General features: G+C 60.7%; 20 protein-coding genes and 1 riboswitch. Of the genes, 13 read left to right on the top strand and 7 right to left on the bottom strand.

Annotated features, from left to right (window positions below):
• Window positions 1-402 precede the first annotated feature (402 nt).
• Together ACQZ5H_RS27430 and ACQZ5H_RS27425 are read left to right on the top strand one after the other, a co-directional pair.
• Window positions 403-1,845, top strand: coding sequence for a sensor histidine kinase (locus ACQZ5H_RS27430; protein ID WP_449099541.1), 1,443 nt, complete (start codon window positions 403-405; stop codon window positions 1,843-1,845).
• A 154-nt stretch (window positions 1,846-1,999) separates the two neighbouring features.
• Entirely contained in the window at window positions 2,000-2,674 is a 675-nt protein-coding gene (locus ACQZ5H_RS27425; protein ID WP_449099540.1) for a response regulator, read from the top strand.
• Between the two features lie 9 nt (window positions 2,675-2,683).
• Here ACQZ5H_RS27425 and ACQZ5H_RS27420 read toward each other — a convergent pair whose 3' ends face one another.
• Window positions 2,684-3,688, bottom strand: a complete 1,005-nt coding sequence (locus ACQZ5H_RS27420) for a GlxA family transcriptional regulator (protein WP_449099539.1) — start codon at window positions 3,686-3,688, stop codon at window positions 2,684-2,686.
• Window positions 3,689-3,808: 120 nt separating this feature from the next.
• Here ACQZ5H_RS27420 and ACQZ5H_RS27415 point away from each other — a divergent pair, with 120 nt between their 5' ends.
• From ACQZ5H_RS27415 to ACQZ5H_RS27385, 7 genes are all read left to right on the top strand, one after another.
• Entirely contained in the window at window positions 3,809-4,792 is a 984-nt protein-coding gene (locus tag ACQZ5H_RS27415; protein WP_449099538.1) for an alpha/beta fold hydrolase, read from the top strand.
• 69 nt (window positions 4,793-4,861) lie between these two features.
• The gene (locus ACQZ5H_RS27410) at window positions 4,862-5,719 is read left to right on the top strand and encodes an MBL fold metallo-hydrolase (RefSeq protein WP_449099537.1); all 858 of its coding nucleotides are present in this window, start codon (window positions 4,862-4,864) and stop codon (window positions 5,717-5,719) included.
• Between the two features lie 130 nt (window positions 5,720-5,849).
• A riboswitch (cobalamin riboswitch) is annotated at window positions 5,850-6,073 on the top strand.
• A gap of 253 nt (window positions 6,074-6,326) precedes the next feature.
• Window positions 6,327-6,548, top strand: coding sequence for a glutaredoxin-like protein NrdH (gene nrdH, locus ACQZ5H_RS27405; RefSeq protein WP_109462202.1), 222 nt, complete (start codon window positions 6,327-6,329; stop codon window positions 6,546-6,548).
• Window positions 6,549-6,560: 12 nt separating this feature from the next.
• Window positions 6,561-6,971 carry a class Ib ribonucleoside-diphosphate reductase assembly flavoprotein NrdI gene (nrdI, locus tag ACQZ5H_RS27400; protein ID WP_449099536.1) on the top strand — a complete coding sequence of 137 codons (411 nt, stop codon included), beginning with the start codon at window positions 6,561-6,563 and terminating at the stop codon, window positions 6,969-6,971.
• Complete coding sequence (gene nrdE / locus ACQZ5H_RS27395) at window positions 6,941-9,100, top strand: class 1b ribonucleoside-diphosphate reductase subunit alpha (RefSeq protein WP_449099535.1); 2,160 nt, start codon at window positions 6,941-6,943, stop codon at window positions 9,098-9,100. The genes nrdI and nrdE overlap by 31 nt, the downstream gene beginning before the upstream one ends.
• A gap of 168 nt (window positions 9,101-9,268) precedes the next feature.
• A complete protein-coding gene (nrdF, locus tag ACQZ5H_RS27390; protein ID WP_449099534.1) occupies window positions 9,269-10,243 on the top strand; it encodes a class 1b ribonucleoside-diphosphate reductase subunit beta in 975 nt (324 codons plus the stop codon).
• Window positions 10,244-10,567: 324 nt separating this feature from the next.
• Window positions 10,568-11,464 (top strand): DUF4238 domain-containing protein, encoded by an 897-nt coding sequence (locus ACQZ5H_RS27385; protein WP_449099533.1) that lies wholly within the window; start codon window positions 10,568-10,570, stop codon window positions 11,462-11,464.
• Window positions 11,465-11,689: 225 nt separating this feature from the next.
• Here ACQZ5H_RS27385 and ACQZ5H_RS27380 read toward each other — a convergent pair whose 3' ends face one another.
• The 6 genes from ACQZ5H_RS27380 to ACQZ5H_RS27355 form a co-directional block, all read right to left on the bottom strand.
• The gene (locus ACQZ5H_RS27380) at window positions 11,690-12,577 is read right to left on the bottom strand and encodes an efflux RND transporter periplasmic adaptor subunit (protein ID WP_449099532.1); all 888 of its coding nucleotides are present in this window, start codon (window positions 12,575-12,577) and stop codon (window positions 11,690-11,692) included.
• Complete coding sequence (locus tag ACQZ5H_RS27375; protein ID WP_112718564.1) at window positions 12,574-12,783, bottom strand: DUF1656 domain-containing protein; 210 nt, start codon at window positions 12,781-12,783, stop codon at window positions 12,574-12,576. The genes ACQZ5H_RS27380 and ACQZ5H_RS27375 overlap by 4 nt, the downstream gene beginning before the upstream one ends.
• Window positions 12,784-12,789: 6 nt before the next feature.
• Window positions 12,790-14,802 (bottom strand): FUSC family protein, encoded by a 2,013-nt coding sequence (locus tag ACQZ5H_RS27370; RefSeq protein ID WP_449099531.1) that lies wholly within the window; start codon window positions 14,800-14,802, stop codon window positions 12,790-12,792.
• A gap of 50 nt (window positions 14,803-14,852) precedes the next feature.
• Window positions 14,853-15,329, bottom strand: a complete 477-nt coding sequence (locus ACQZ5H_RS27365; protein WP_112718646.1) for a MarR family winged helix-turn-helix transcriptional regulator — start codon at window positions 15,327-15,329, stop codon at window positions 14,853-14,855.
• A 96-nt stretch (window positions 15,330-15,425) separates the two neighbouring features.
• Window positions 15,426-16,193: an SDR family NAD(P)-dependent oxidoreductase gene (locus ACQZ5H_RS27360; RefSeq protein ID WP_112718562.1), complete on the bottom strand. Its 768-nt coding sequence runs from the start codon at window positions 16,191-16,193 to the stop codon at window positions 15,426-15,428.
• Between the two features lie 31 nt (window positions 16,194-16,224).
• Window positions 16,225-17,130, bottom strand: coding sequence for a helix-turn-helix domain-containing protein (locus ACQZ5H_RS27355; RefSeq protein WP_112718560.1), 906 nt, complete (start codon window positions 17,128-17,130; stop codon window positions 16,225-16,227).
• Between the two features lie 86 nt (window positions 17,131-17,216).
• Here ACQZ5H_RS27355 and ACQZ5H_RS27350 point away from each other — a divergent pair, with 86 nt between their 5' ends.
• From ACQZ5H_RS27350 to ACQZ5H_RS27335, 4 genes are all read left to right on the top strand, one after another.
• Window positions 17,217-18,491: an ABC transporter substrate-binding protein gene (locus tag ACQZ5H_RS27350; RefSeq protein ID WP_112718558.1), complete on the top strand. Its 1,275-nt coding sequence runs from the start codon at window positions 17,217-17,219 to the stop codon at window positions 18,489-18,491.
• A 76-nt stretch (window positions 18,492-18,567) separates the two neighbouring features.
• On the top strand, window positions 18,568-19,428 hold the full coding sequence (locus ACQZ5H_RS27345) for a carbohydrate ABC transporter permease (protein ID WP_112718556.1): 861 nt from the start codon (window positions 18,568-18,570) through the stop codon (window positions 19,426-19,428).
• Window positions 19,425-20,261, top strand: coding sequence for a carbohydrate ABC transporter permease (locus tag ACQZ5H_RS27340; RefSeq protein ID WP_112718554.1), 837 nt, complete (start codon window positions 19,425-19,427; stop codon window positions 20,259-20,261). The genes ACQZ5H_RS27345 and ACQZ5H_RS27340 overlap by 4 nt, the downstream gene beginning before the upstream one ends.
• Before the next feature lie 12 nt (window positions 20,262-20,273).
• Window positions 20,274-21,356 (top strand): ABC transporter ATP-binding protein, encoded by a 1,083-nt coding sequence (locus tag ACQZ5H_RS27335; protein ID WP_449099530.1) that lies wholly within the window; start codon window positions 20,274-20,276, stop codon window positions 21,354-21,356.
• The last annotated feature ends 10 nt before the right edge of the window (window positions 21,357-21,366 follow it).

Genomic DNA, 21,366 nt, shown 5'->3' with positions numbered 1-21,366 from the left:
CTCCGTCGGCGCGCTGTCCCGGCGCCTGATGTTTGCAAATTTCCCCTGTCCGCCGGATCGCTTGACGATTCCGGCGGCTCGATATGCCCTTGATCTGTTTAGAAGCCCGCCTTGCACGGCTGGCTTGGGATGATGCGATCTTGCGGAAAATTACCGGGGTTTTGAACGGCGCATGGTCGGACGATGTTTTCGATGTTCGTCCACCGGCGGAGCAGGTCTTCGGTCCTTATTACTCCGGGAGCAAAGTCCTATGATGAATTGGCCTTTGGTCTGATAGCATCGGTCTGCGCCTATAGTATAAAAATGGTCCTTTCTTTCGTGCCGCAATACTGCGACGATAGAGGCCTGATCGGCATTGGGGGACGTTTTGCCGAGTAAATACTTTAGGGTGGGGATATTAACGTGCATGAAGAGGTGAAGGAGCCAGCGCAGCAGCGCTCGCCGCTGTTCACGCATGTGATCGCCTGGGTGGCGCATCGGACGCTTTCCACGCAGTTTCTGATTGCGAGCGGCCTCGTCATTCTGATCGCCACGCTCTCGGCCGGCTATCTGACGACGCGGCTGGTGTCCGACAAGGCGCTGAACAGCAAGGCGGGGACGACAGCACTTCTGGTGCAGAGCCTGACGGAGGCAGAGGTCCAGGCGCTGGCGCTCTCGAAGGTTCTTCCGGCTGCCAGCATCGAGCTTCTGGATTCGCTGTTCGACGATCCGGATTTCAAGGCGCGGTTTCCGCATCTGGAAATCTGGGCGACTGATGGGACAGTCGCCTATTCGCGCGCGAAGCCGATGATCGGCCAGCGTTTCGAGTTTCCCGATGGGCTGCAGCGGGCGCTGAAAGGTGAGATCGTCGCCATCTATGCCGATCTCAAGGCCGCCGAACATACGTTCCGCAATATCAATACGGAATATCTGGAGATCTACAGCCCGCTCCACGACCAGGCTTCCGGCCGCATCATCGGCGTCGCCGAGATCCACGAGGAGCCGAATAGCTTCATGGGCGAGCTCGCCCGGTTGCGGATCGTCACCTGGGCGACGGTCGCGCTGTTTTCGTTCGTCGTCATGCTCGGCCTGTTCCTGATCGTCAGGCGCGGCAGCCGGACGATCGAGACCCAGCGCCATGCGCTGAGCCATCGCGCCGAGGAGGCGGAGCTTGCCTCGAAGGAACTGATGGAGCTGCGCGATACGGCGCGGCGCGCCTCGATGGAGCTCGCCAACATGAACGAGACCTTCATCCGCCGCATCGGCGCCGATCTGCACGACGGTCCCGTTCAGCTGATGACGCTCGCCATCCTGCAGCTCGACGAGCTGCGGGACCTGACCCGCAAGGATGAGCGCGACAGGGCGCTCGACGCGACGAACAAGGCGCTGGGCGAAGCGCTCATCGAAACGCGCACGGTAACCAAATCGCTGCTCCTGCCGGAGATTCTGCATCTCTGGGCCAAGGATGTGGTGGCCGAAGCGATCAAGCAGCACGAGGCGCGCACCCGAACCAAGGTCGCCTTCACCTCAAGCGGCACGAATGCCGATCTGCCCCCGGCGCTCAAGACCTGCATCTACCGCTTCGTGCAGGAGGGGCTCAACAATGCCTACCGACATGCCGGCGCCAACGGTCAGCGTGTCCGATGTCGGATCGACATGCCGGTCGTCTCGATTTCGGTCGAGGATGACGGTCTGCCTCCGGGGACGCTGCCGCTTGCGGCGCGCGAAGGCGGAATGGGCCTCTACGGCCTTCGCCAGCGCATCGAAAGCTTCGGCGGGTCGCTGACCATCGGCAAGCGCCCGGATGGCGGCATGGCGCTGACAATGACGCTGGAATTGCAGCAGGCCGATGCCGCCGCCCATTGAGCGGGAACTAGCCGAATTGATAGGTAGCTATAAGCATAGATGTGGAATAGACACAAATACGATGAAGTTAACCAAGCATTAAAATCCAGCTTTATGTTTTGCTCTGATTACATTAGAGCTGTTGGATAGAAAGACGAGGGGGTTATTCGTCATCATGTCTATCTCGGTCGCGTTCGTAGATGATCATCCAATATTACTGGATGGACTGGTTAATCTTTACTCCGCTAAGGATGACCTCCGGGTCACGGCGCGCGGGGAGAATGCTATCGACGCCCTGAAGATCGTCGAGGAGCATCGTCCCGATGTGCTCGTCACCGATCTCAGCATGCCGGGCGACACGCTGGCGGCGCTTGAGCTGATCCAGAAGAATTACGAAGGCACCAAGGTCGTGGTCTTCACGGCGACCGCCAATATCGACACGGCGATCCAGGTTCTCAATCTCGGCGTCTGCGGCTATGTGCTGAAGGGCAGCACAGCGCGCGATCTCTACGAGGCGATCAAGACCGTCCATGACGGCAGCACTTTCATCACGCCGGGCTTCGCCACCAAGGTCATCCTGTCGATGAAGACGGCGGAAATCCGCCGCAAGGCGCAGATGCAAAAGCGGCTCAGCGCCCGCGAGGAGCAGATCGTCACCTACCTGCTGCAGGGCAAGACCAACCGCGAAATCGCCAGCATGCTCGACATCAGCGAGAAGACGGTCAAGCACTACATGACGCTGCTGATGCAGAAACTCGATGCCCGCAATCGCGTCGAAGTCGTGCTCGCGGCCCAGAAGCTGCAGGCGCCGGTCGAGGCCAGCGCTCCGTCCTCGATGCTTCTCTCCTAGGCCGAGAAACTAGGCTGGCAATGCTGCCGGCTGGCCGCGGCCGAGCGAGAAGCGGATGCGGTATTCGGCCGGTGAGAGGCCGAGAATCTTCCTGAAAACCTTGCGGTATGTCTTCGGATCCTCGTAGCCGCTCTGCCAGGCCACCTGCTCGATCGTCATATGCGACCGCTCCAGCAGTTCGCGGGACTTGGCGATCCGCAGGCGCTGGCAATATTCGGTCGGATTGATGCCCGTCGCCTTCTGGAAGCGGCGCAGGAAGGTGCGCTCGCCGAGCCCGGCGCGTTCGGCCATGGCAAGCAGCGTCAGTCCTTTTACGTTCGTCCCGTGAAGCCAGTGCTGAATCTTCAAGATGATGGTGTCGCCGTGATCGAGCTTTGGCGAGAAGGTGGCGTAGTAACTCTGCTCGCGGGCGCCGGGATCAACCAGCATGAAGCGCGCGGTCGCCAGCATGACGCTTGAGCCCATCAAGCGGTCGACGAGTTTCAGCCCGAGATTGATCCAGGCCATCATGCCGCCGGCGGTCATGATATCGCCCTCGTCGATGATCAGCTTGTCGGTGTTGACGCCGACATCGCCGTAGCGACTGGCGATTAGCTCCTGATGCGACCAGTGGGTGGTGATCGTGCGGCCGGAGGCGAGCCCGGTTTCTGCGAGCAGATAGGCGCCGCCGCAGACCGAGCAAATCGTCGTACCCTCGGCGTGGCGGGCGCGGATCCAGCCGGGAAGGCCGCCCATGCGGCGGCCGACCGGCAGGTCGTTCAGCGTTGGCGGCAGGATTAGTGCCATCAGCTTCTCGCCGGTGCCGGGCTGGCTTTCGAACATCTTGCGGACGGAACCATCCTCCTGCAGGTGCCAGTGGCTGACGCGCACCTGCGGCGCGGTCTCGCTGTGCTCGGCCGCCTGCATGCCGGCCACCTGGAACATGTCGGTCAGACCATAGATCGCCGACATCAGGGCACCCGGATAAATGACGATGCCGATATCCACCGGCGCGTCCAAAGCCGCTTTTGTCAATTCCGCCCCCATCGTTGTCAGCTTCGCCCGTCGAGAGCCTAGGCCCGCGGGTCTATCAAATCAACCAGCGCACCGGACAGGACGCGACGAGATCTGAGAGACCAACCGGAGGACAGGACAATGGCACAGGCAACCGCAGCAACCGCAATGATTTCCCGCAGAAACATGCTGGCCGGCGCATTCGGCGCAGCAGCGACGGCAACCGCACTTTCCACCATCGCAACCCCAGCCAAGGCCGAAACGAAGGCCAACCAGAGCAACGAAGGAACACGGACCATGGGCAGCAGGATTATCACCCGCGACGGCGTCGAGATCTATTACAAGGACTGGGGCAAGGGCCAGACGGTCATCCTCAGCCACGGCTGGCCGCTTTCGGCCGACAGCTGGGAAGCGCAGGCCTTCCATCTCGCCAATAACGGCTTCCGCGTCATCACCCATGACCGCCGCGGTCACGGCCGGTCCAGCCAGCCGTGGGACGGCAACGACATGGACCACTATGCCGATGACCTCTCCGATCTCATCGGGCAGCTCGATCTCAAGGAGATCATCCTGATCGGCTTTTCGACCGGCGGCGGCGAGATCAGCCGCTATATCGGGCGCCACGGCACAGGCCGCGTCGCCAAGGCCGGCCTCATCTCCGCCGTGCCGCCGCTGATGGTCAAAACAGACAAGAACCCGGGCGGCCTGCCGAAGGAAGTTTTCGACGGCATCCAGGCAGCGAGCCTCAAGGATCGTTCGCAGCTCTACAAGGATATCGCCGGCGGCCCGTTCTTCGGCTTCAACCGTCCGGGTGCCAAGGCTTCGCAGGGCATGATCGACAGCTTCTGGATGCAGGGCATGATGGGCGGCCACAAGAACACCTATGACAGCGTCGTCGCCTTCTCGCAGACCGATTTCACCGAGGACCTGAAGAAGTTCGACGTGCCGACGCTGATCGTGCATGGCGACGACGACCAGATCGTGCCGATCGATGCCGCCGGCCGCGCTTCCAAGACGCTCATCCCGCACGCGATCCTCAAGGTTTATCCCGGTGCGCCGCATGGCCTGACGGATACCCACAAGGATCAGCTGAACGCTGATCTTCTCGAATTCGCCCGTTCGTAACCCCTGTCGCGGGCGGCGCCATCGATCCCGGCGCCGCCCTGCCTTACACCGAAACCGGAGGATGTTCAGATGACCCGCATGACCGAAACCAATCCCTATAGCTTCGAACATGGTGCATTCGACATAACCGTCTTCAGCGATGGTTTCATTATGCTGCCGGACCAGATCATTCTGCCGGATACGCCGGCGGAGGATCGCCCCGCCATCCTCGGCCGTATCGGCGGCGATGCGACGGCCGCTCCTTTCCAGGTCAACATTCCGCTGATCCGGATAGGCAAGGATCTGATCCTCGTCGACAATGGATCGGGCACGCGCTTTCAGGATACAGCAGGGCGCCTTGCAGGAAATCTGAAGGCAGCGGGCATCGACCCTGAAGCGATCACCAAGGTGATCTTCACCCATGTTCATCCCGATCACTCCGGCGCCACGGTCAATCCCGACGGAACGCTGCTCTATCCGAATGCCGACTACTATGTCAGCGAAGCCGAATGGGCCTTCTGGACGGACAAGGATTTCGAGATCCACATGCCCGAAGCGCTTCACGGCTTTGCCCGTGGCGCCCAGCGCGATCTCAACGCCGTCAGGGATCGCCTGACGCTGGTAAAGCCCGGCGACGACATCGTTTCCGGCATGCAGGCGGTCAGCACGCGCGGGCATACGCCCGGCCATATCTCGCTCGAGCTTCGCGGCCGCGACAATCTGCTGATCACCGGCGATGCCGCAACCAGCAATGTCGTCTTCTTCGAACATCCGGACTGGCACTTCGGCTTTGACACCGAGCCGGAGATCGCGCTCGCAAACCGCAAGATGGTGCTCGACCGTGCCGCCGGCGAGAAGCTCAAGCTGCTCGGCTACCACTGGGCCTATCCCGGCGTCGGCTATGCCGAGCGGCAGGGCACTACGTACAGATTTTCGGCTGCGGATTGATCGCGGGAGGGGAGTGGCCGGCCTTGATACACAGGCTGCGTTTACTCCCCATTCACCATGTTCGCCGGATTTCCCCACTTTCCTCAGTGCTGTTGGCAAACAAATTATTGACGCTGATTTTGACTCGCGTACTATATCTAGTGTTCGAGGTTCTCACGATTCGTAGGGGTCGTGGGCTAAGACGGGAATTCGGTGAGGCCCGCCGCAAAGCGGGACAATGCCGGAGCTGCCCCCGCAACTGTGAGCGGCGAGCATCTGTCCCATTTCGGGTCACTGGGTCATGAAGACCCGGGAAGGCCGGGATGAATGTGATGATCCGCAAGCCAGGAGACCTGCCTTGAGCGAAAACGTCCACGGGCGGGGTGTCCGGCTGGCGAGCGATGAGGTGCGCGCATGATGCGGCTCTTCGCTTCCTCCGGTGTGTCCTGCATGTGCCACTTCGGGGTGAAGTCTAATGTCTTTGAGTTTCAGATCATACCGGCGCGAATGACGGGCTGCTGACGCCCGGCAATCGGCAACGGCTGCCTTCCATTTCGATCTTCCCAAGCGCGGACATCGGCGGATGTCCGAGCGATATCCCATGCCTTCCAGTCACGAGGTTTTCACAATGAGCATCACCGTCTACAGCAAGCCCGCCTGCGTCCAGTGCACCGCGACCACCCGCGCCCTCGACCGACAGGGCATCGACTACACGATCATCGACGTTTCCACCGATAGCGCTGCCTACGAGCTGGTACAGGGTCTCGGCTACCGTCAGGTCCCCGTCGTCATCGCCGGCGAGCAGCATTGGGCCGGCTTTCGCCCTGACATGATCAGCGCGCTCGCCTGATCGGCTGCCGCGATGGGCGAGATCGTCTATTTTTCCAGCCGGTCGGAGAACACCCATCGTTTCGTCGAGAAGCTCGGCCTTCCCGCGCAGCGCATCCCCATCACCGGCGAGACCCTGCAGGCAGGGTCGCCCTATGTGCTTGTCGTTCCGACCTATAGCGGCGAGGGCGGCAAGGGGGCCGTGCCCAAACAGGTGATCCGTTTCTTGAACGATACGGCAAACCGTTCGAACCTTCGCGGCGTGATCGCTGCGGGCAACAGCAACTTCGGCGAGACCTACGGGCTTGCCGGCGACATCATCTCGCGCAAATGCCAGGTGCCGTACCTCTACAGGTTCGAGCTTCTCGGCACGGCCGACGACGTCGCCAATGTCAAACACGGATTGGAACGATTTTGGACACGGCAGTTCTCGAGCGCCCCTTGAAGGCGCAGGCCGCTGACGCCGCGCTGGATTACCACGCGCTGAACGCGATGCTTAACCTCTATGACGACGAGGGGAAGATCCAGCTGGACAAGGACCGGCAGGCGGCCAAGCAATATTTCCTGCAGCACGTCAACCAGAACACCGTCTTCTTCCATAACCTCCGGGAGAAGCTCGACTATCTGGTGACCGAGGGCTATTACGAGCAGGAGGTGCTGGACCAGTATTCGTTCAATTTCGTGCGCGATCTCTTCGACCACGCCTACGACAAGAAGTTCCGGTTTCCGACCTTCCTCGGCGCCTTCAAATATTACACCAGCTACACGCTGAAGACCTTCGACGGAAAGCGCTATCTGGAGCGGTACGAAGACCGTATCTGCATGGTGGCGCTGGCGCTGGCACGCGGCAACGAGGCGCTCGCCCGCGACATGGTCGACGAGATCATTTCCGGCCGCTTCCAGCCGGCGACGCCGACCTTCCTCAATGCCGGCAAGAAGCAGCGCGGCGAGCTCGTCTCCTGCTTCCTGATGCGGGTCGAGGACAATATGGAATCGATCGGCCGCTCGATCAATTCGGCGCTGCAGCTTTCCAAGCGCGGCGGCGGCGTGGCGCTGTCGCTGACCAACATCCGCGAGGCCGGTGCGCCGATCAAGCATATCGAGAACCAGTCGTCTGGCATCATTCCAGTGATGAAGCTCCTTGAGGACGCCTTCTCCTATGCGAACCAGCTCGGCGCACGGCAGGGGGCCGGCGCGGTCTACCTGAATGCGCACCACCCCGACATCATGCGTTTCCTCGATACCAAGCGCGAAAATGCCGACGAGAAGATCCGCATCAAGACGCTGTCGCTCGGCGTCGTCATCCCCGACATTACCTTCGAGCTCGCCAAGAACAACGAGGATATGTACCTGTTCTCGCCTTATGACGTCGAACGCGTCTACGGCGTGCCCTTCACCGAGATTTCGGTCAGCGAAAAGTATCGCGAGATGGTGGCCGACAGCCGCATCCGCAAGAAGAAGATCAAGGCACGCGACTTCTTCCAGGTGATTGCCGAAATCCAGTTCGAGAGCGGCTATCCCTACATCATGTTCGAAGACACGGTGAACAAGGCGAACCCGATCGCCGGGCGCATCACCATGAGCAATCTCTGCTCGGAAATCCTGCAGGTCAGCGAGGCCAGCGAATATAACGACGACCTGTCCTACAAGCATATGGGCAAGGACATCTCCTGCAATCTCGGCTCGCTGAACATCGCCGCAGCAATGGATTCGGCCGATTTCGGCAAGACGATCGAGACCTCGATCCGGGCGCTGACGGCAGTCTCCGACATGAGCCATATCTCCTCGGTTCCGTCGATCGAGAAGGGCAATGACGAAAGCCACGCCATCGGTCTCGGACAGATGAACCTGCACGGCTATCTCGCCCGCGAGCGGATCCATTACGGCTCCGAAGCGGGCGTCGATTTCACCAACATGTATTTCTACACGGTGACCTACCATGCCATCCGTGCATCGAACCGGCTGGCAGTCGAGCGTGGCCAGAGCTTCAAGGGTTTCGAGAATTCGAAATATGCGTCCGGCGAATATTTCGACAAATACACCGAGCAGGAATGGAAACCGGCTACGCAGACGGTTGCTGATCTGTTTAGCAATGCCGGTATCGAAATTCCCACGCAGGAAGACTGGATGGCGCTGAGGCAAGCGGTCATGTCGGGCGGTCTCTATAACCAGAACCTGCAGGCCGTGCCGCCGACGGGATCGATCTCCTACATCAACCACTCGACCTCATCGATCCACCCGATCGTCTCGAAGATCGAGATCCGCAAGGAAGGCAAGATCGGCCGCGTCTATTACCCGGCCGCCTTCATGACCAACGACAATCTCGATTACTACCAGGATGCCTACGAGATCGGGCCGGAGAAGATCATCGACACCTATGCGGCGGCGACCCAGCACGTCGATCAGGGCCTGTCGCTGACGCTGTTCTTCCGCGACACCGCGACGACTCGCGATATCAACAAGGCGCAGATCTACGCCTGGAAGAAGGGCATCAAGACCATCTACTACATCCGCCTTCGCCAGATGGCGCTGGAGGGGACGCAGGTGGAAGGGTGTGTGTCGTGTACGCTTTGATGCGTTAGCATAATGTCTTGAGCAAGCGGCCCCCTCACCCTAGCCCTCTCCCCGAGGGGAGAGGGGATGTTGAGCGAGAGCCGCCGCGGTATCCCTTCTCCCCTCGGGGAGAAGGTGCCGGCAGGCGGATGAGGGGGCTACAGATGAATTCCTTCCAAAGGGCACACTATGAACATCGCCGTAAAACCAGTCAGCCGCATCCGCGCCATCAACTGGAACCGCATCGAGGACGACAAGGACCTCGAAGTCTGGAACCGCCTAACAGGCAATTTCTGGCTTCCGGAAAAAGTGCCGCTATCGAACGACATTCCATCCTGGGCGACGCTGAAGCCCGAGGAACAGCAGTTGACGATCCGCGTCTTCACCGGGCTGACGCTGCTCGACACGATCCAGAACGGCGTCGGCTCGGTGAAGCTGATGGCGGATTCCGCGACCCAGCATGAGGAGGCGGTGCTCTCAAACATCTCCTTCATGGAAGCGGTGCATGCGCGTTCCTATTCGTCGATCTTCTCGACGCTCTGCCTGACGCCGGATGTCGACGACGCCTATCGCTGGTCGGAGGAGAACGAATTCCTGCAGCGGAAGTCGGCGCTGATCATGGAGCAATATGCTTCGGGCGATCCCTTGAAGAAAAAGGTCGCGAGTGTCTTCCTCGAAAGCTTCCTGTTCTATTCCGGCTTCTATCTGCCGATGTACTGGTCGAGCCGCGCCAAGCTCACCAACACCGCCGACATGATCCGCCTGATCATCCGCGACGAGGCGGTGCATGGCTATTATATCGGCTACAAGTTCCAGCGTGCCGTCGAGCGGCTGCCGGAGGCGAGCCGCCAGGAGATCAAGGACTTTGCCTTCGATCTGCTGCTGGAGCTCTACGACAACGAGGCGAAATATACCGAGGCGCTCTATGACGGCGTCGGTCTGACCGAGGACGTCAAGAAGTTCCTGCATTACAACGCCAACAAGGCGCTGATGAACCTCGGCTATGAAGCGCTGTTTCCGCCGGAAGCCTGCAAGGTCAATCCGGCGATCCTGTCGGCGCTCTCGCCGAATGCCGACGAGAACCACGACTTCTTCTCCGGCTCCGGCTCGTCCTACGTCATCGGTAAGGCCGTGGCTACCGAAGACGAGGACTGGGACTTCTGATTCTCCGGGCCAATCCGGGTATTCGAGGTAACTTCTGTTTATCTATCAAAGTGTTCGCTTGAATAACAATTCGCTTCAGCGCCACGGTGACTGTCTACAACCTCACTGATATCATTTGTGGCGGCTTAGGTTTGCAAGGCGGCGTGTCAGATAAGCTTACGCTTCTGCTGCGTCGCGCCGGCCGGGCTGGCGGAATCAGCTTTAGCTTTGGGGACAGCCATCCGAAGAGTTAAGGTATGGAAGCCGAAGCATTTTAATCGGCCTCCTCGCTTTCGCTTAATACGTCCGACTTCCGAATCTTGCCCCTTTCACGGATATCATCTGATGTCACAGAGATCGAAAAACCATCACTACGTTCCGCAGGTTCTTCAAAGGAGGTTCGCTGTATCCAAACAAGAGATCTGGCACTCGCGACGAGGAGAAGATGGATTGTTCGAGGCGCCAAAGTTGCGCTTGATCGACAAGACATTCAAATTGCGAAATTACTATACCGTCGAGGTCGATGGTGTCTCGTCTGACGTCGTTGAGCGGCGATTTTATGGGCCGATTGATGACTACCTCGGAAAGGTGCTTCCAGAGGTGTTCGAGTCCTTCGATCGGGGAGTCGTGCCGACCTTTTCAGGTAGGGCCTTAACAAGCTTGCAACGTGTTGTCCTTGAGATGACCAAAAGGACGCCTGATTTTGTTGCCGCGTATGTAGATGAGACAAAGGGCCGAGAATTTGTCGAAGAGTTGCTGGCGGACACCTCTGGAGAGTTACTTGATGAAGACCGGGTCGTTCTACAGAAGGAGTTGGGAAATGCAGCTCGGCTCCGGGAATATGGGCGGCAGATTCGGGTGACCGCCACTGTCAGAGAATCTGACGATGTGCATGAAGCTTTGGTGCCGTTCCAAGCGAGATGGGTGATGAGCCGAGGGACGCATTCTTACATCCTGACAAGTAGGATGGCGATGCGAATAGGGAATGGGGGACACAACGGTTTGGCGAACCCAGATGCCGAGATATGGATGCCGGTTTCGCCTAAGGTCTGCTTAGTGTTGGTAAGAGATGCTGGGCGCAAAATTCCACTTCGTGTAGACGATAGCACCGCTAACATTCGTCAATTCAATGAATATGCCGCCTCAGTCAGCAGAGAGATTGCTTCTCATTCGCCGGAACTACTGGAAAGCTTGACGGGAAAGAAAAGAATCGAACCAAGCTTAGTGCGCGAGACTAGTTGACCACCGCACGAATGGAGAGCTCGTGTTTGGATACCGGCCAGTGTAGCGACGGCTTAGGCTACGCGGGTCACCCACTCACTGAGTTTCCAGGACTTTCACATTAGCCTTCTGGATCAAGCGGTATTCTAACGCATCTGCGCCTCGACGCTCGGGCGCAGGTTCATCAAAAAAACCACATCAGGACAATATTTGGCGTCCTCCCTCTATCACTTCTTCTGAGAAGCCTCAGTTCAGCGATGCAAGGTCGCCGCTGTGGCCGCCGACCTCGACGGTTGCCGTCAGGCCGGCGATCAGCTTGATGTCATCCGGCACCTTGTCGAGATTGATGCGGACGGGAACGCGCTGCGCCAGGCGCACCCAGCTGAAGGTCGGGTTGATATTGGCAAGCAGCCCCGTACCCGAGGTGCGCTCGCGATCCTCGATGCCGGTGGCGATGCTGTCGACATGGCCTTCCAGCGTCTGGCGATGGCCCATCAGATGGATGGTGACGCTCTCGCCGACATGGATACGCGGCAGCTTGGTTTCCTCGAAATAGCCTTCGACGCGCAGCGAATCCGTATCGACGAGCGCGACCTTCGCCGTTCCCGCCGTGACGTAGTCGCCAGGACGCAGGCTGAGGTTCGAGACCGTGCCGTTGACGGTGGCCTTGACGGCCGAGCGGTCGAGATTGAGCTGGGCCAGATCGCGGTTGGCGACGGCCTGGAGGTAAGTGGCTTCGGCCTGGTCGGCGGCAGTACGGGCCTGTTCCTTTTGCTGCATGGAGGCAGCGTCGCCGAGGCGCTCCTGGCGTTCGGTCTCGCGGCGGGCCTGTTCGAGGGCCGCCTTGGCGCCTTCGAGGGCCGCTTCGGTCTGAGCGAGCGCAATCTTGAAGCGTTCGCCATCGACGCGGAAGAGGACGTCGCCCTTCTTGACCGACTGGTTGTCCTTGACCGCGACGTCGCTGACGAGGCCGGACACATCGGGCGCGATGCCGACGACATCGGCGCGCAGGCGCGCGTCGCGCGTCCAGGGTTCATCCATGTAATGCACCCAGAGGCCATGACCGGCATAGACGGCAGCGGCAACGAAGGCGAGGGTGACGATCAGGCGGGAGATTGATTTCAGCGTGTTCATGCGAAGTACCAGCGTGTCAGAGAGGAGACCGCTCCAAGGAGCAGCACATAGAGGGAGAGATCGAAGAGGCCGCGGTGCCAGACGAGCGAATAGGCGCCGAGCCAGCTCAGTCCGCGGCGGACGATCATCACGAGAAGAAAGGAGAGCACCATGAGAACGAGAAGGCGCGGCACATAGACGCCATAGAGATCGAATTCGGCAGGCATGACAGTTTACTCGGCTGCAATCTGAAGGGGGGCGGGGATGGCTTCGGGGGCCGGCCAATGTTCCGGCGGCGGCGCCTCGGGGAAGAGTGCGCGGCGGAGGCCGACCAGCGCATCGATATTGTCCCGGGTTTCCGCCTGTTCATGGGCGATCGTTCCCAGGCTGTCGTCGATCGTCGCCCGTAACATATCGGGCGGATCGATCGCCTGACCGGCGTCGAGCCTCGAGCGGTAAAAATCGGAAACGCCTGTCAGCACGCGGCCGATGGAGACGGCGCTCGCGCCGCTCAGTTCCTTCCGCTTCGTCTGCAGCATCAAGACGTTGAAGCCGAGACGGACATCGGCAAAGCCGTCGACCTTCTTCAGCTCCCGGTCTTCGACCGCGGCAAGGCGCGGAACGAGCTGGCCGAGGCGGTCGAGGATGCGGCCGGAGAGCCGTTCATGATCGGTGCGGCGCTCGCCGGCTGCCGTTTCCGCCAGATCCTTCCATCCGGCGCGCACCAGCCGCCAGGCGGCAAGTTCGGCGCCGAAGGGCCTTGCGATCAGCGTCCAGACGAGGGCAAAGCCGATGCCGGCAAGGGCTGCGATCGCCTCGTTGGTGAAGGTCGTGAAGTCGGACGTATAGCGATCCTGCAGGGCAATGAAGGAGGCGCTGTTCACTGAAAGCAGCATCGCCAGCATGTTGAATTGCGGGCGGGTGATCAGAAGACCGAGCAGCAGGAATGGCGGGGCGAAGGCCACCACCAGGAGCTCATAGGAATTGACCGCCGGCAGGATGGCAAAGATGTAGGTGAAGGAGATGACCAGGCTGACCGCCGACCAGATGAACATCGAGCGGATGAAGGGCGCGGGGCGATCCATCGCCGCAAAGAACGAGCAGGCGACGGCCGCCATGGTCACGAAGCCCGCGCCATTCTGCCAGCCGGTGAAGATCCAGAAGAAGCAGGCAACCGCGATGCCCGCCACGACCGAACCGGCGGCAAAGGCAATCAGCGCAAAATCATAGTGCCGGACGCGGCCGACCACCTGGCGATGGCGGAAAACCGGATGCCAGGGGCCTGCATGACGGCCGCTGGCGATCTCGTCGCGCAGCGTCAGGCAATCGTGCCAGAGATCGACGATCTCGCCGAGGCGGGCAAGGGCGCTGCGATAGAGGAGAGCATTCCAGCCGGTCTCGCTGCTCGCGGATGTCTGGACGTCGTCGATGCGGTGGCGCAGCCTGGCGCCTGTTGCGTCGGGCTTTCCGCCGCCGCCCTGCTGCAGCCAGGATGCGGCGTCGTTGAGCAGAACGGAAAGTGCCGGCGGCAGCTCCTGTCCTGATGATTTCAGGGCATGGAGGCGGTCGGCGAGGGAGGAAAACAGCGGTAGCAACATCAGCAATCTACCGCGCAGTTCGCGCGAATGGCGCACGATATCGCGGCCGTTGGCATCATGGCCGAGCTGGCTGATGACGAGATCGAGGCCCGTCACGTCGGAGGCGAGCTTCTGCCGCTTCAGCGGGGTCGCGGGCGAGGCGCCTTCGCCGCGCAGAATCTCGTCCGCCCAGCTTCCGGCATCGTCGAGCCAGGTGGTGATGCGCTGGCCGAGCAGCGAGCTGACGCTGGCAGGAAAGACGACGGCACTGACGAGACTGGCGCAGACGATCCCGATGATGATCTCTTCCGAACGGGCGAGCGCGGTGTCGAAGACCGTCTCCGGTGAGCCGACGGAGGGCAGGGCGATCATCGGCAGCGAATAGCCGGCCAGCATGAAGACATAGCTTCTGGCACTGCGATCAAGCATCGAGATGAAAAGCAGCGTGCCCGTCCAAAGTGCGACGACGATCGACAGCAGTTCAGGAGCGTTGACGAAGAGGGGAACGAAGAACACGGCCGCCGACGCGCCGAGCAGCGTGCCGAGCGCGCGATAGAGCCCCTTGGAGCTCGTGGCGCCCGCCAGTGGATTTGCCACGACATAGACGGCCGCCATCGCCCAATAGGGTCGCGGCAGGTCGAGCGACAGCGCCACGAAAAGCGCCAGCATCGACGCAAGGAACGCCTTGCCCGAAAACAACCAGTCACGCCATCCAGGTATCACGACGCTGCCTCGATTTCCTTTTCGATGGCGCCGGTCTGCGTCACGTCGATATTGTCGAAGGCCTGAAGCACACGCACGGCGGCTTCGAGGTCAGCCTTGCTGACGTCTTGCATGATGCGTCCGCGCAACTCGTCGAGCACGGCTTCCATGCGCGCCGCAAGCGCGCTGCCTTCTTCGGTCAGGTAGAGACCCTTGGCCCGGCGGTCGGCCGGGTCGTCCTTGCGCACGACAAGACCGAGCGTCTCGAGCTGGTCGAGAAGACGCACCAGCGAGGGGCCCTCGATACCGACATGGCTTGCGAGCACCACTTGCCGGACACCGCCGCCGAGGCGGCCGATCCAGAGCAGGGGGGCAGCACAGGCCTCGGAAATTCCGTGGCTGCTGAGAGCGAGGTCGACCGCACGGCGCCATTGGCGGCCGGTCGAAAGCAGGTTGGCGGTAAAGACGCGCTGAAGGCTGTTGTAGGAGGTCATGCGGCATATATAGCATTAAATTCGATAGGATTCAAATTATTCGCTATCTATTTTATCCGCTGCGGCGATTTGGCCAGTCGTGGTTACCAAAACCTTTCAGATCGCCGTGAAGCCGTTGTCGACGAAGAGATGGACGCCGTTGACGAAATTCGAGTCGTCGCTGGCAAGGTAAAGCGCGGCTCGCGCCACATCCTCGGGCTCGCCGATCCGGCCCTGCTGGGCGGCGATCGCCGCGTCGGAGACATCGACGCCGAGCTTCTGCAGTTCGGCGACCTCGCGCAGGCCATGCGGCGTGCGGATGAAGCCGGGGCAGACGGCATTGCAGCGGATATTGCGGTCGCGGAACTCGACGGCGATGGCGCGGGCAAACATATGCACGGCGCCCTTTGTCGTGTCGTAGAGCACTTCCATCGGCGTTGCCGCAACGGCCGAGATAGACGAGGTGCAGACGATAGAGCCGCCACCTGATGCAATCATCTTCGGCAGCACGGCCTTGGTCATCAGGAACATCGAGCGGACGTTGACCCCATGCAGCCATTCCCACTCTTCGAGCGTCGTTTCGAGGAACGGCTTGATGACGATCGTACCGGCGTGATTGAAGAGCACCGTGACCGCGCCGAACTTCTCCTCGACGCCTTTCACCGCATCATTGACGGCCTTTTCGTCGGAGACATCGGCGACCCAGTATTCGGCAGTACCACCGGCATCCCGGATAGCCTTCACGGTCTCGGCGGACGCTGCCTCGTTGCGGTCGATGATCGCCACCTTTGCGCCCTCGGCCGCAAAGAGCTTCGATGCCGCCCCACCCATGCCCGTCGCGCCGCCGGAAATGATCGCAATCTTGCCTGCCAGTCTTCCGGCCATGGGGACGTCTCCGTGTTTGATGTGAATGGGTTCAGTTTGCCGTCGAAATTCCCGAAGAGCGCAGGTCGCGACGGAAATCGGAGGGCGACATGCCGGCGATGTGCCGGAAGGATTTGTTGAAGGCGCTGATCGAGCCGAAACCGCTGTCCATGGCGACCTGCAGCACATTCGCTTCCTCGCTCATCAGCATCGCCTGGGCGCGCGAGAGCCGCAGCAGGTTCACATATTTGCTGAGCGTCATGCCGGTTGATTTCTTGAAGAGGTTCATCGCGTATTTGGGATGAAGATCGGCGGCCCGGGCGATATCGATCGTGTCGATATCCTCCATGAAGTTGGCGGCGATGAAATCGCACATGCGCGCCACGTTACGCGACGACTGCGCGTAGGGCGGGTCGTTCTCGGCAAGCTCGGCGCCAAGGCCGATCATCGAATAGGGTTCGAGCAGGATGCGCTCGATGCGCAGGAGCAGCTCGTCGACGGCATGCTGCGACTTTGCCGGATCGCCGGAGGTCGCGTAGCGGTGCCAGCGGGCGAAATTCTCGTTGTCGGCGGCATCGGTCGCCGAGGTCAGCATGGTCGCGCCGCGCATCAGCTGGCTGGAGATGGCGACCGGCAGGCGCATGCGGAAGAAATAGACGAGCGGCAGATGGGCGCCGGCATAAATCGAATCGTCGGATGATTCGTCCATCTGATGCGGCTGGCCGCCCCAGAACAGGCACATCTCGCCGGCCTTCAGCGAAAATTGGTGGTCGCTCATCCGGTAATGCACGGTGCCGCGCATCACATAGTTGACCTCGACCTGCGCGTGCCAGTGGGGCATAACCATGACGGGCGGATGGGCGTGGAACATCTGCAAAGCGGTGGGTAGGCCCTCGATGCTGCTCGCACCCGGTTGATAGATGGCTCTTCCCGCGACCTTACTTTCCGCCAAATCCATGTTCCCTTTTTAGGAGACAGCCGGTGCCTGCAAGCTAGTGTAGGCACGTTCGCTAAGGGACGGCAATTGAAAAGGGAGGATTTTCAATGCGCTTCAATCTTATCGGTGCGACGGCTGCTGTCGCGCTTCTTGCTTCCGGCTCCGCTTATGCAGAGCAGGGCACGCTCACCATCTGGAGCTGGAACGTCGCCGCATCGGCGCTGAAATCCACAGTGGAAGGCTTCAACAAGAAATACCCCGACGTCAAAGTCGACGTTCAGGATCTCGGCAACCAGCAGGTCTTCGACAAGATGCTGGCCGCCTGCGCCGCCGGAGGAGACGGCCTGCCTGACATCGTCACCGTCGAAAACTTCGAAGCGGAAATCTTCTGGAACCGCTTCCCGGATTGCTTCACCAACCTGAAGGACCTCGGCTACAACGCCGATATCCAGGCAAAATTCCCCGACTTCAAGCGCACCGAGCTTGAAGTGGGCGATGTCGCCTACGCCATGCCGTGGGATTCCGGCCCGGTCGCAGTCTTCTACCGCCGCGATTTCTATGAGAAGGCTGGCGTCGATCCGGCGAGCATCAAGACCTGGGACGATTTCATCGCTGCCGGCAAGAAAATCTCGGAAGCCAATCCCGGTGTCGTCATGGCTCAGGCCGATTTCAACGGCGACAGCGAATGGTTCCGCATGATCTCCAACGAGCAGGGCTGCGGCTACTTCTCCGAGGATGGCCAGTCGATCACCATCAACAAGCCCGCCTGCGTCGCGACCCTTGAAAAGGTCAAGCAGATGAAGGATGCCGGCACGCTGACGGCCGCCATCTGGGACGAGAAGATCCAGGCAAACACCGCAGGCAAGGTTGCCAGCCAGATGTATGGCGGCTGGTATGAAGGCACGATCCGTTCCGGCTCGCCGGATCTCTCCGGCAAATGGGGCGTCTATATGATGCCGAGCCTGACGGCTGATGGCCCGCATGCCGCCAATCTCGGCGGTTCGTCGCTGGCGATCGCTGCCAATTCCGAAAACAAGGAAGCGGCCTGGAACTACATCAACTACGCGCTGGCCACCAACGAAGGCCAGGTGACGATGCTGAAGTCCTTCGGCCTCGTTCCCTCGCTGCTCTCTGCCGTCCAGGATCCGTTCGTCAACGAGCCGCAGCCCTATTGGGGCGGCCAGAAGGTCTGGGCCGACATTCTCTCCACCCTGCCGAAGATCGTGCCGAGCCGCGGCACGCAGTTCCAGACGGATGCGGATGCCATCTACAAGGCATCGCAAACCAAGTATTTCGCCGGTGGCTATCCCGATGCCAAGGCAGCGCTTGACGACGCTGCCAAGCAGATCGCCACCGCGACGGGTCTTCCGGTCGCAGAATAAGTAACGAAGCCGGGCGCAGCTTGCGCCCGGCGCTCCATCCCCCGGGATGGCTCGTTGCGTCTGTGAGGAGGAAAATATGCCGATCCGCAACCGGAGCGCCTACGCGTTCCTCGCGCCCTATCTTATTGTTTTCGCCACCTTCTGGGTGTGGCCGATCATCAGTTCGTTTCTGATCTCGTTTCAGAATACGCGCGTCAATCCGTGGAAGTTCAGCCTTTCGGCCAACTGGGGGCGCCTGTTCGGCGACCCGGCCTTCTACAACGCGCTCTACAACACGCTGATCATCCTGGTGATCCAGGTTCCGGTGATGATCGCGATCGCCACCGTCATGGCGGTGCTTCTGAATTCGCCGCTGCTGAAGCTGCGCCCGCTCTTCCGCTTTGCCTTCTTCGCGCCCGTCGTCGTCGGCGAGGTTGCCTATGCGGCCGTCTTCCGGCTGATGTTCAGCATCGATTTCGGTATCGTCAACAAACTGATCACCTCGGTCGGTCTGCCCGCCGTCTCCTGGTTCGACAATGCCAACGCCGCCATGGCGCTCGTCATCATCGCGGTGACCTGGCGCTGGGCAGGCTACAACGCCATCATCATCCTGGCCGGCCTGCAGTCCATTCCAGACGATGTCTATGAGGCCGCGACGCTCGATCGGGTCAGCAAGACGCAGCAGTTCTTTCATATCACCCTGCCGCTGCTGAAGCCGATCATTCTCTTCTGCGTGGTGCTCTCGGTTATCGGCACGATGCAGCTCTTCACCGAACCGTTCCTGATCACCAATCGCGGCGGTCCAGGTGGTGGCACGGAGACGCTTGGCCTGCTGCTGTACCGCCAGGGGTTCCTGTCGCTGAACTTCGGTTATGCGTCAGCCGTCGCTTACACAATGGCAGCGCTCGCCGTTGCAATCTCGCTGCTCAATCTGTGGGTCGGGAGGGAGCCGAAATGAAATCCAAGTCGCAATCGCTTCTCCTCAGAAAGATCGCGCTGCATGCGGTGCTGACGCCGCTGGCGATCATCTGGCTGTTTCCGCTCTGGATGATGTTCATCTTCTCGACCATGCCTGATTACGGCATCTTCAGCCCGGAGATCGTGCTGTTGCCGTCGACGAATTTCGTCGCGAACTTTAGGGATCTGGAAGCACAGACCGGCTTCACCCGGGCGATGTTCACCTCAATCTCGGTGGCGGTCATCTACACCGTGCTCTCGGTGCTCCTGACGTCGATGGCGGGCTGGGCTCTAGCGCGCTATCGCTTTGCCGGGCGTTCCGTCGTCGTCGCCATCATCCTCGGCACCATTACGCTGCCCTTTGCCGTGGTCGTCATCCCGCAGTTCATCATGGTGGCGCGCGAGTTCAAGCTGGCGAATACCTGGGTGGCGCTCATCGTTCCGCCGCTCTTCAATTCGCTCGGCGTTCTCTTCATGCGCCAGTCCTTCTCGATGATGCCGAACGAGCTGTTCGATGCGGCGCGCGTCGAGGGTGTCAAGGAATGGCAGATCTTCCTGAGGATCGCGCTTCCCTTGGCGCGGCCGACCATGGCGGCGCTGGCCATCATTCTCTTCCTGGTGTCGTGGAACAACTATCTCTGGCCGCTGCTGATCAATTCGCGCCCGGCGATGATGACCGCACCCGTGGCATTGGGAACGCTGATCGGCCTCACCAAGGTTTCCTGGGGCGGCATCATGGCGGGTGCCACGATGCTGACCGCGCCGATCCTCATCGTCTTCGTGCTTCTGCAGCGTCACTTCATCGCCGGCATTGCCGCCGGCGCAATCAAATAATCGGGGAGCCGCATGGCAGAGCTTTCACTCACGAACGTCATCAAGCGCTACGGCGCCCTTGAGATCATCCACGGCGCCAATCTGGAGGTGAAGGACGGCGAGTTCGTCGTCTTCGTCGGCCCTTCGGGCTGCGGCAAGTCCACGCTCCTGCGCATGATCGCCGGGCTCGAGGATATTTCCGGCGGCGAGATCAATATCGGCGGCAAGGTGGTCAATGATGTCGAGCCCGCCGACCGCGGCATCGCCATGGTCTTCCAGTCCTATGCGCTCTATCCGCATATGACGGTGGCCGAGAACCTTTCCTTCGGCCTGCGCATGAACGGCAATCCGAAGGAGGATACCGAGAAGCGCGTCCAGCACGCCGCCGGAATCCTGCAGATCAACGAGCTGATGCAGCGCCGCCCGAAGCAGCTTTCCGGCGGCCAGCGCCAGCGCGTCGCGATCGGCCGCGCCATCGTGCGCGAGCCCGAGGTCTTCCTCTTCGACGAACCGCTGTCGAACCTCGATGCCGAATTGCGCGTGCAAATGCGCGTCGAAATCTCCCGCCTGCACAAGCAGCTCGGCACGACGATGATCTATGTGACTCACGACCAGACGGAGGCGATGACGCTTGCCGACAAGATCGTCGTGCTGCGCGCCGGCAATATCGAGCAGGTCGGCGCGCCGCTCGACCTCTATGACGATCCGGCAAACCAGTTCGTCGCCGGCTTCGTCGGTTCGCCGAAGATGAATTTCATCAAGGCTGTTGTCACAGGCAAGGATGCTGCGGGACTGACGATCGCGCTCACCGCAGACAAGAATGTCCGGCTGACACTGCCGCTTGCGGCTGCGCTAGCCGAGGGCACGGAGGTGACGCTCGGCGTTCGTCCGGAGCATTTCGGCGATGCCGGTCGTGGCGATGCCGATCTGACCGTCAGCGTCGATGTCGCCGAGCATCTCGGCAATACGAGCTACATCTACGCAACGCTCGGCGGCGAGCAGCTCATCATCGAGCGACCGGAATCGCGCGCTACCGGCAATCGCGACAGCCTCACCGTCTCGCTCGCCGCCAAACGCAGCTTCCTGTTCGACAGCGCGGGCCAACGCCTGCGCTGACCATCTGCAA

The organism is Rhizobium sp. 21-4511-3d, from assembly GCF_053522545.1.
This window is presented reverse-complemented; position numbering and strand designations above follow the sequence as displayed.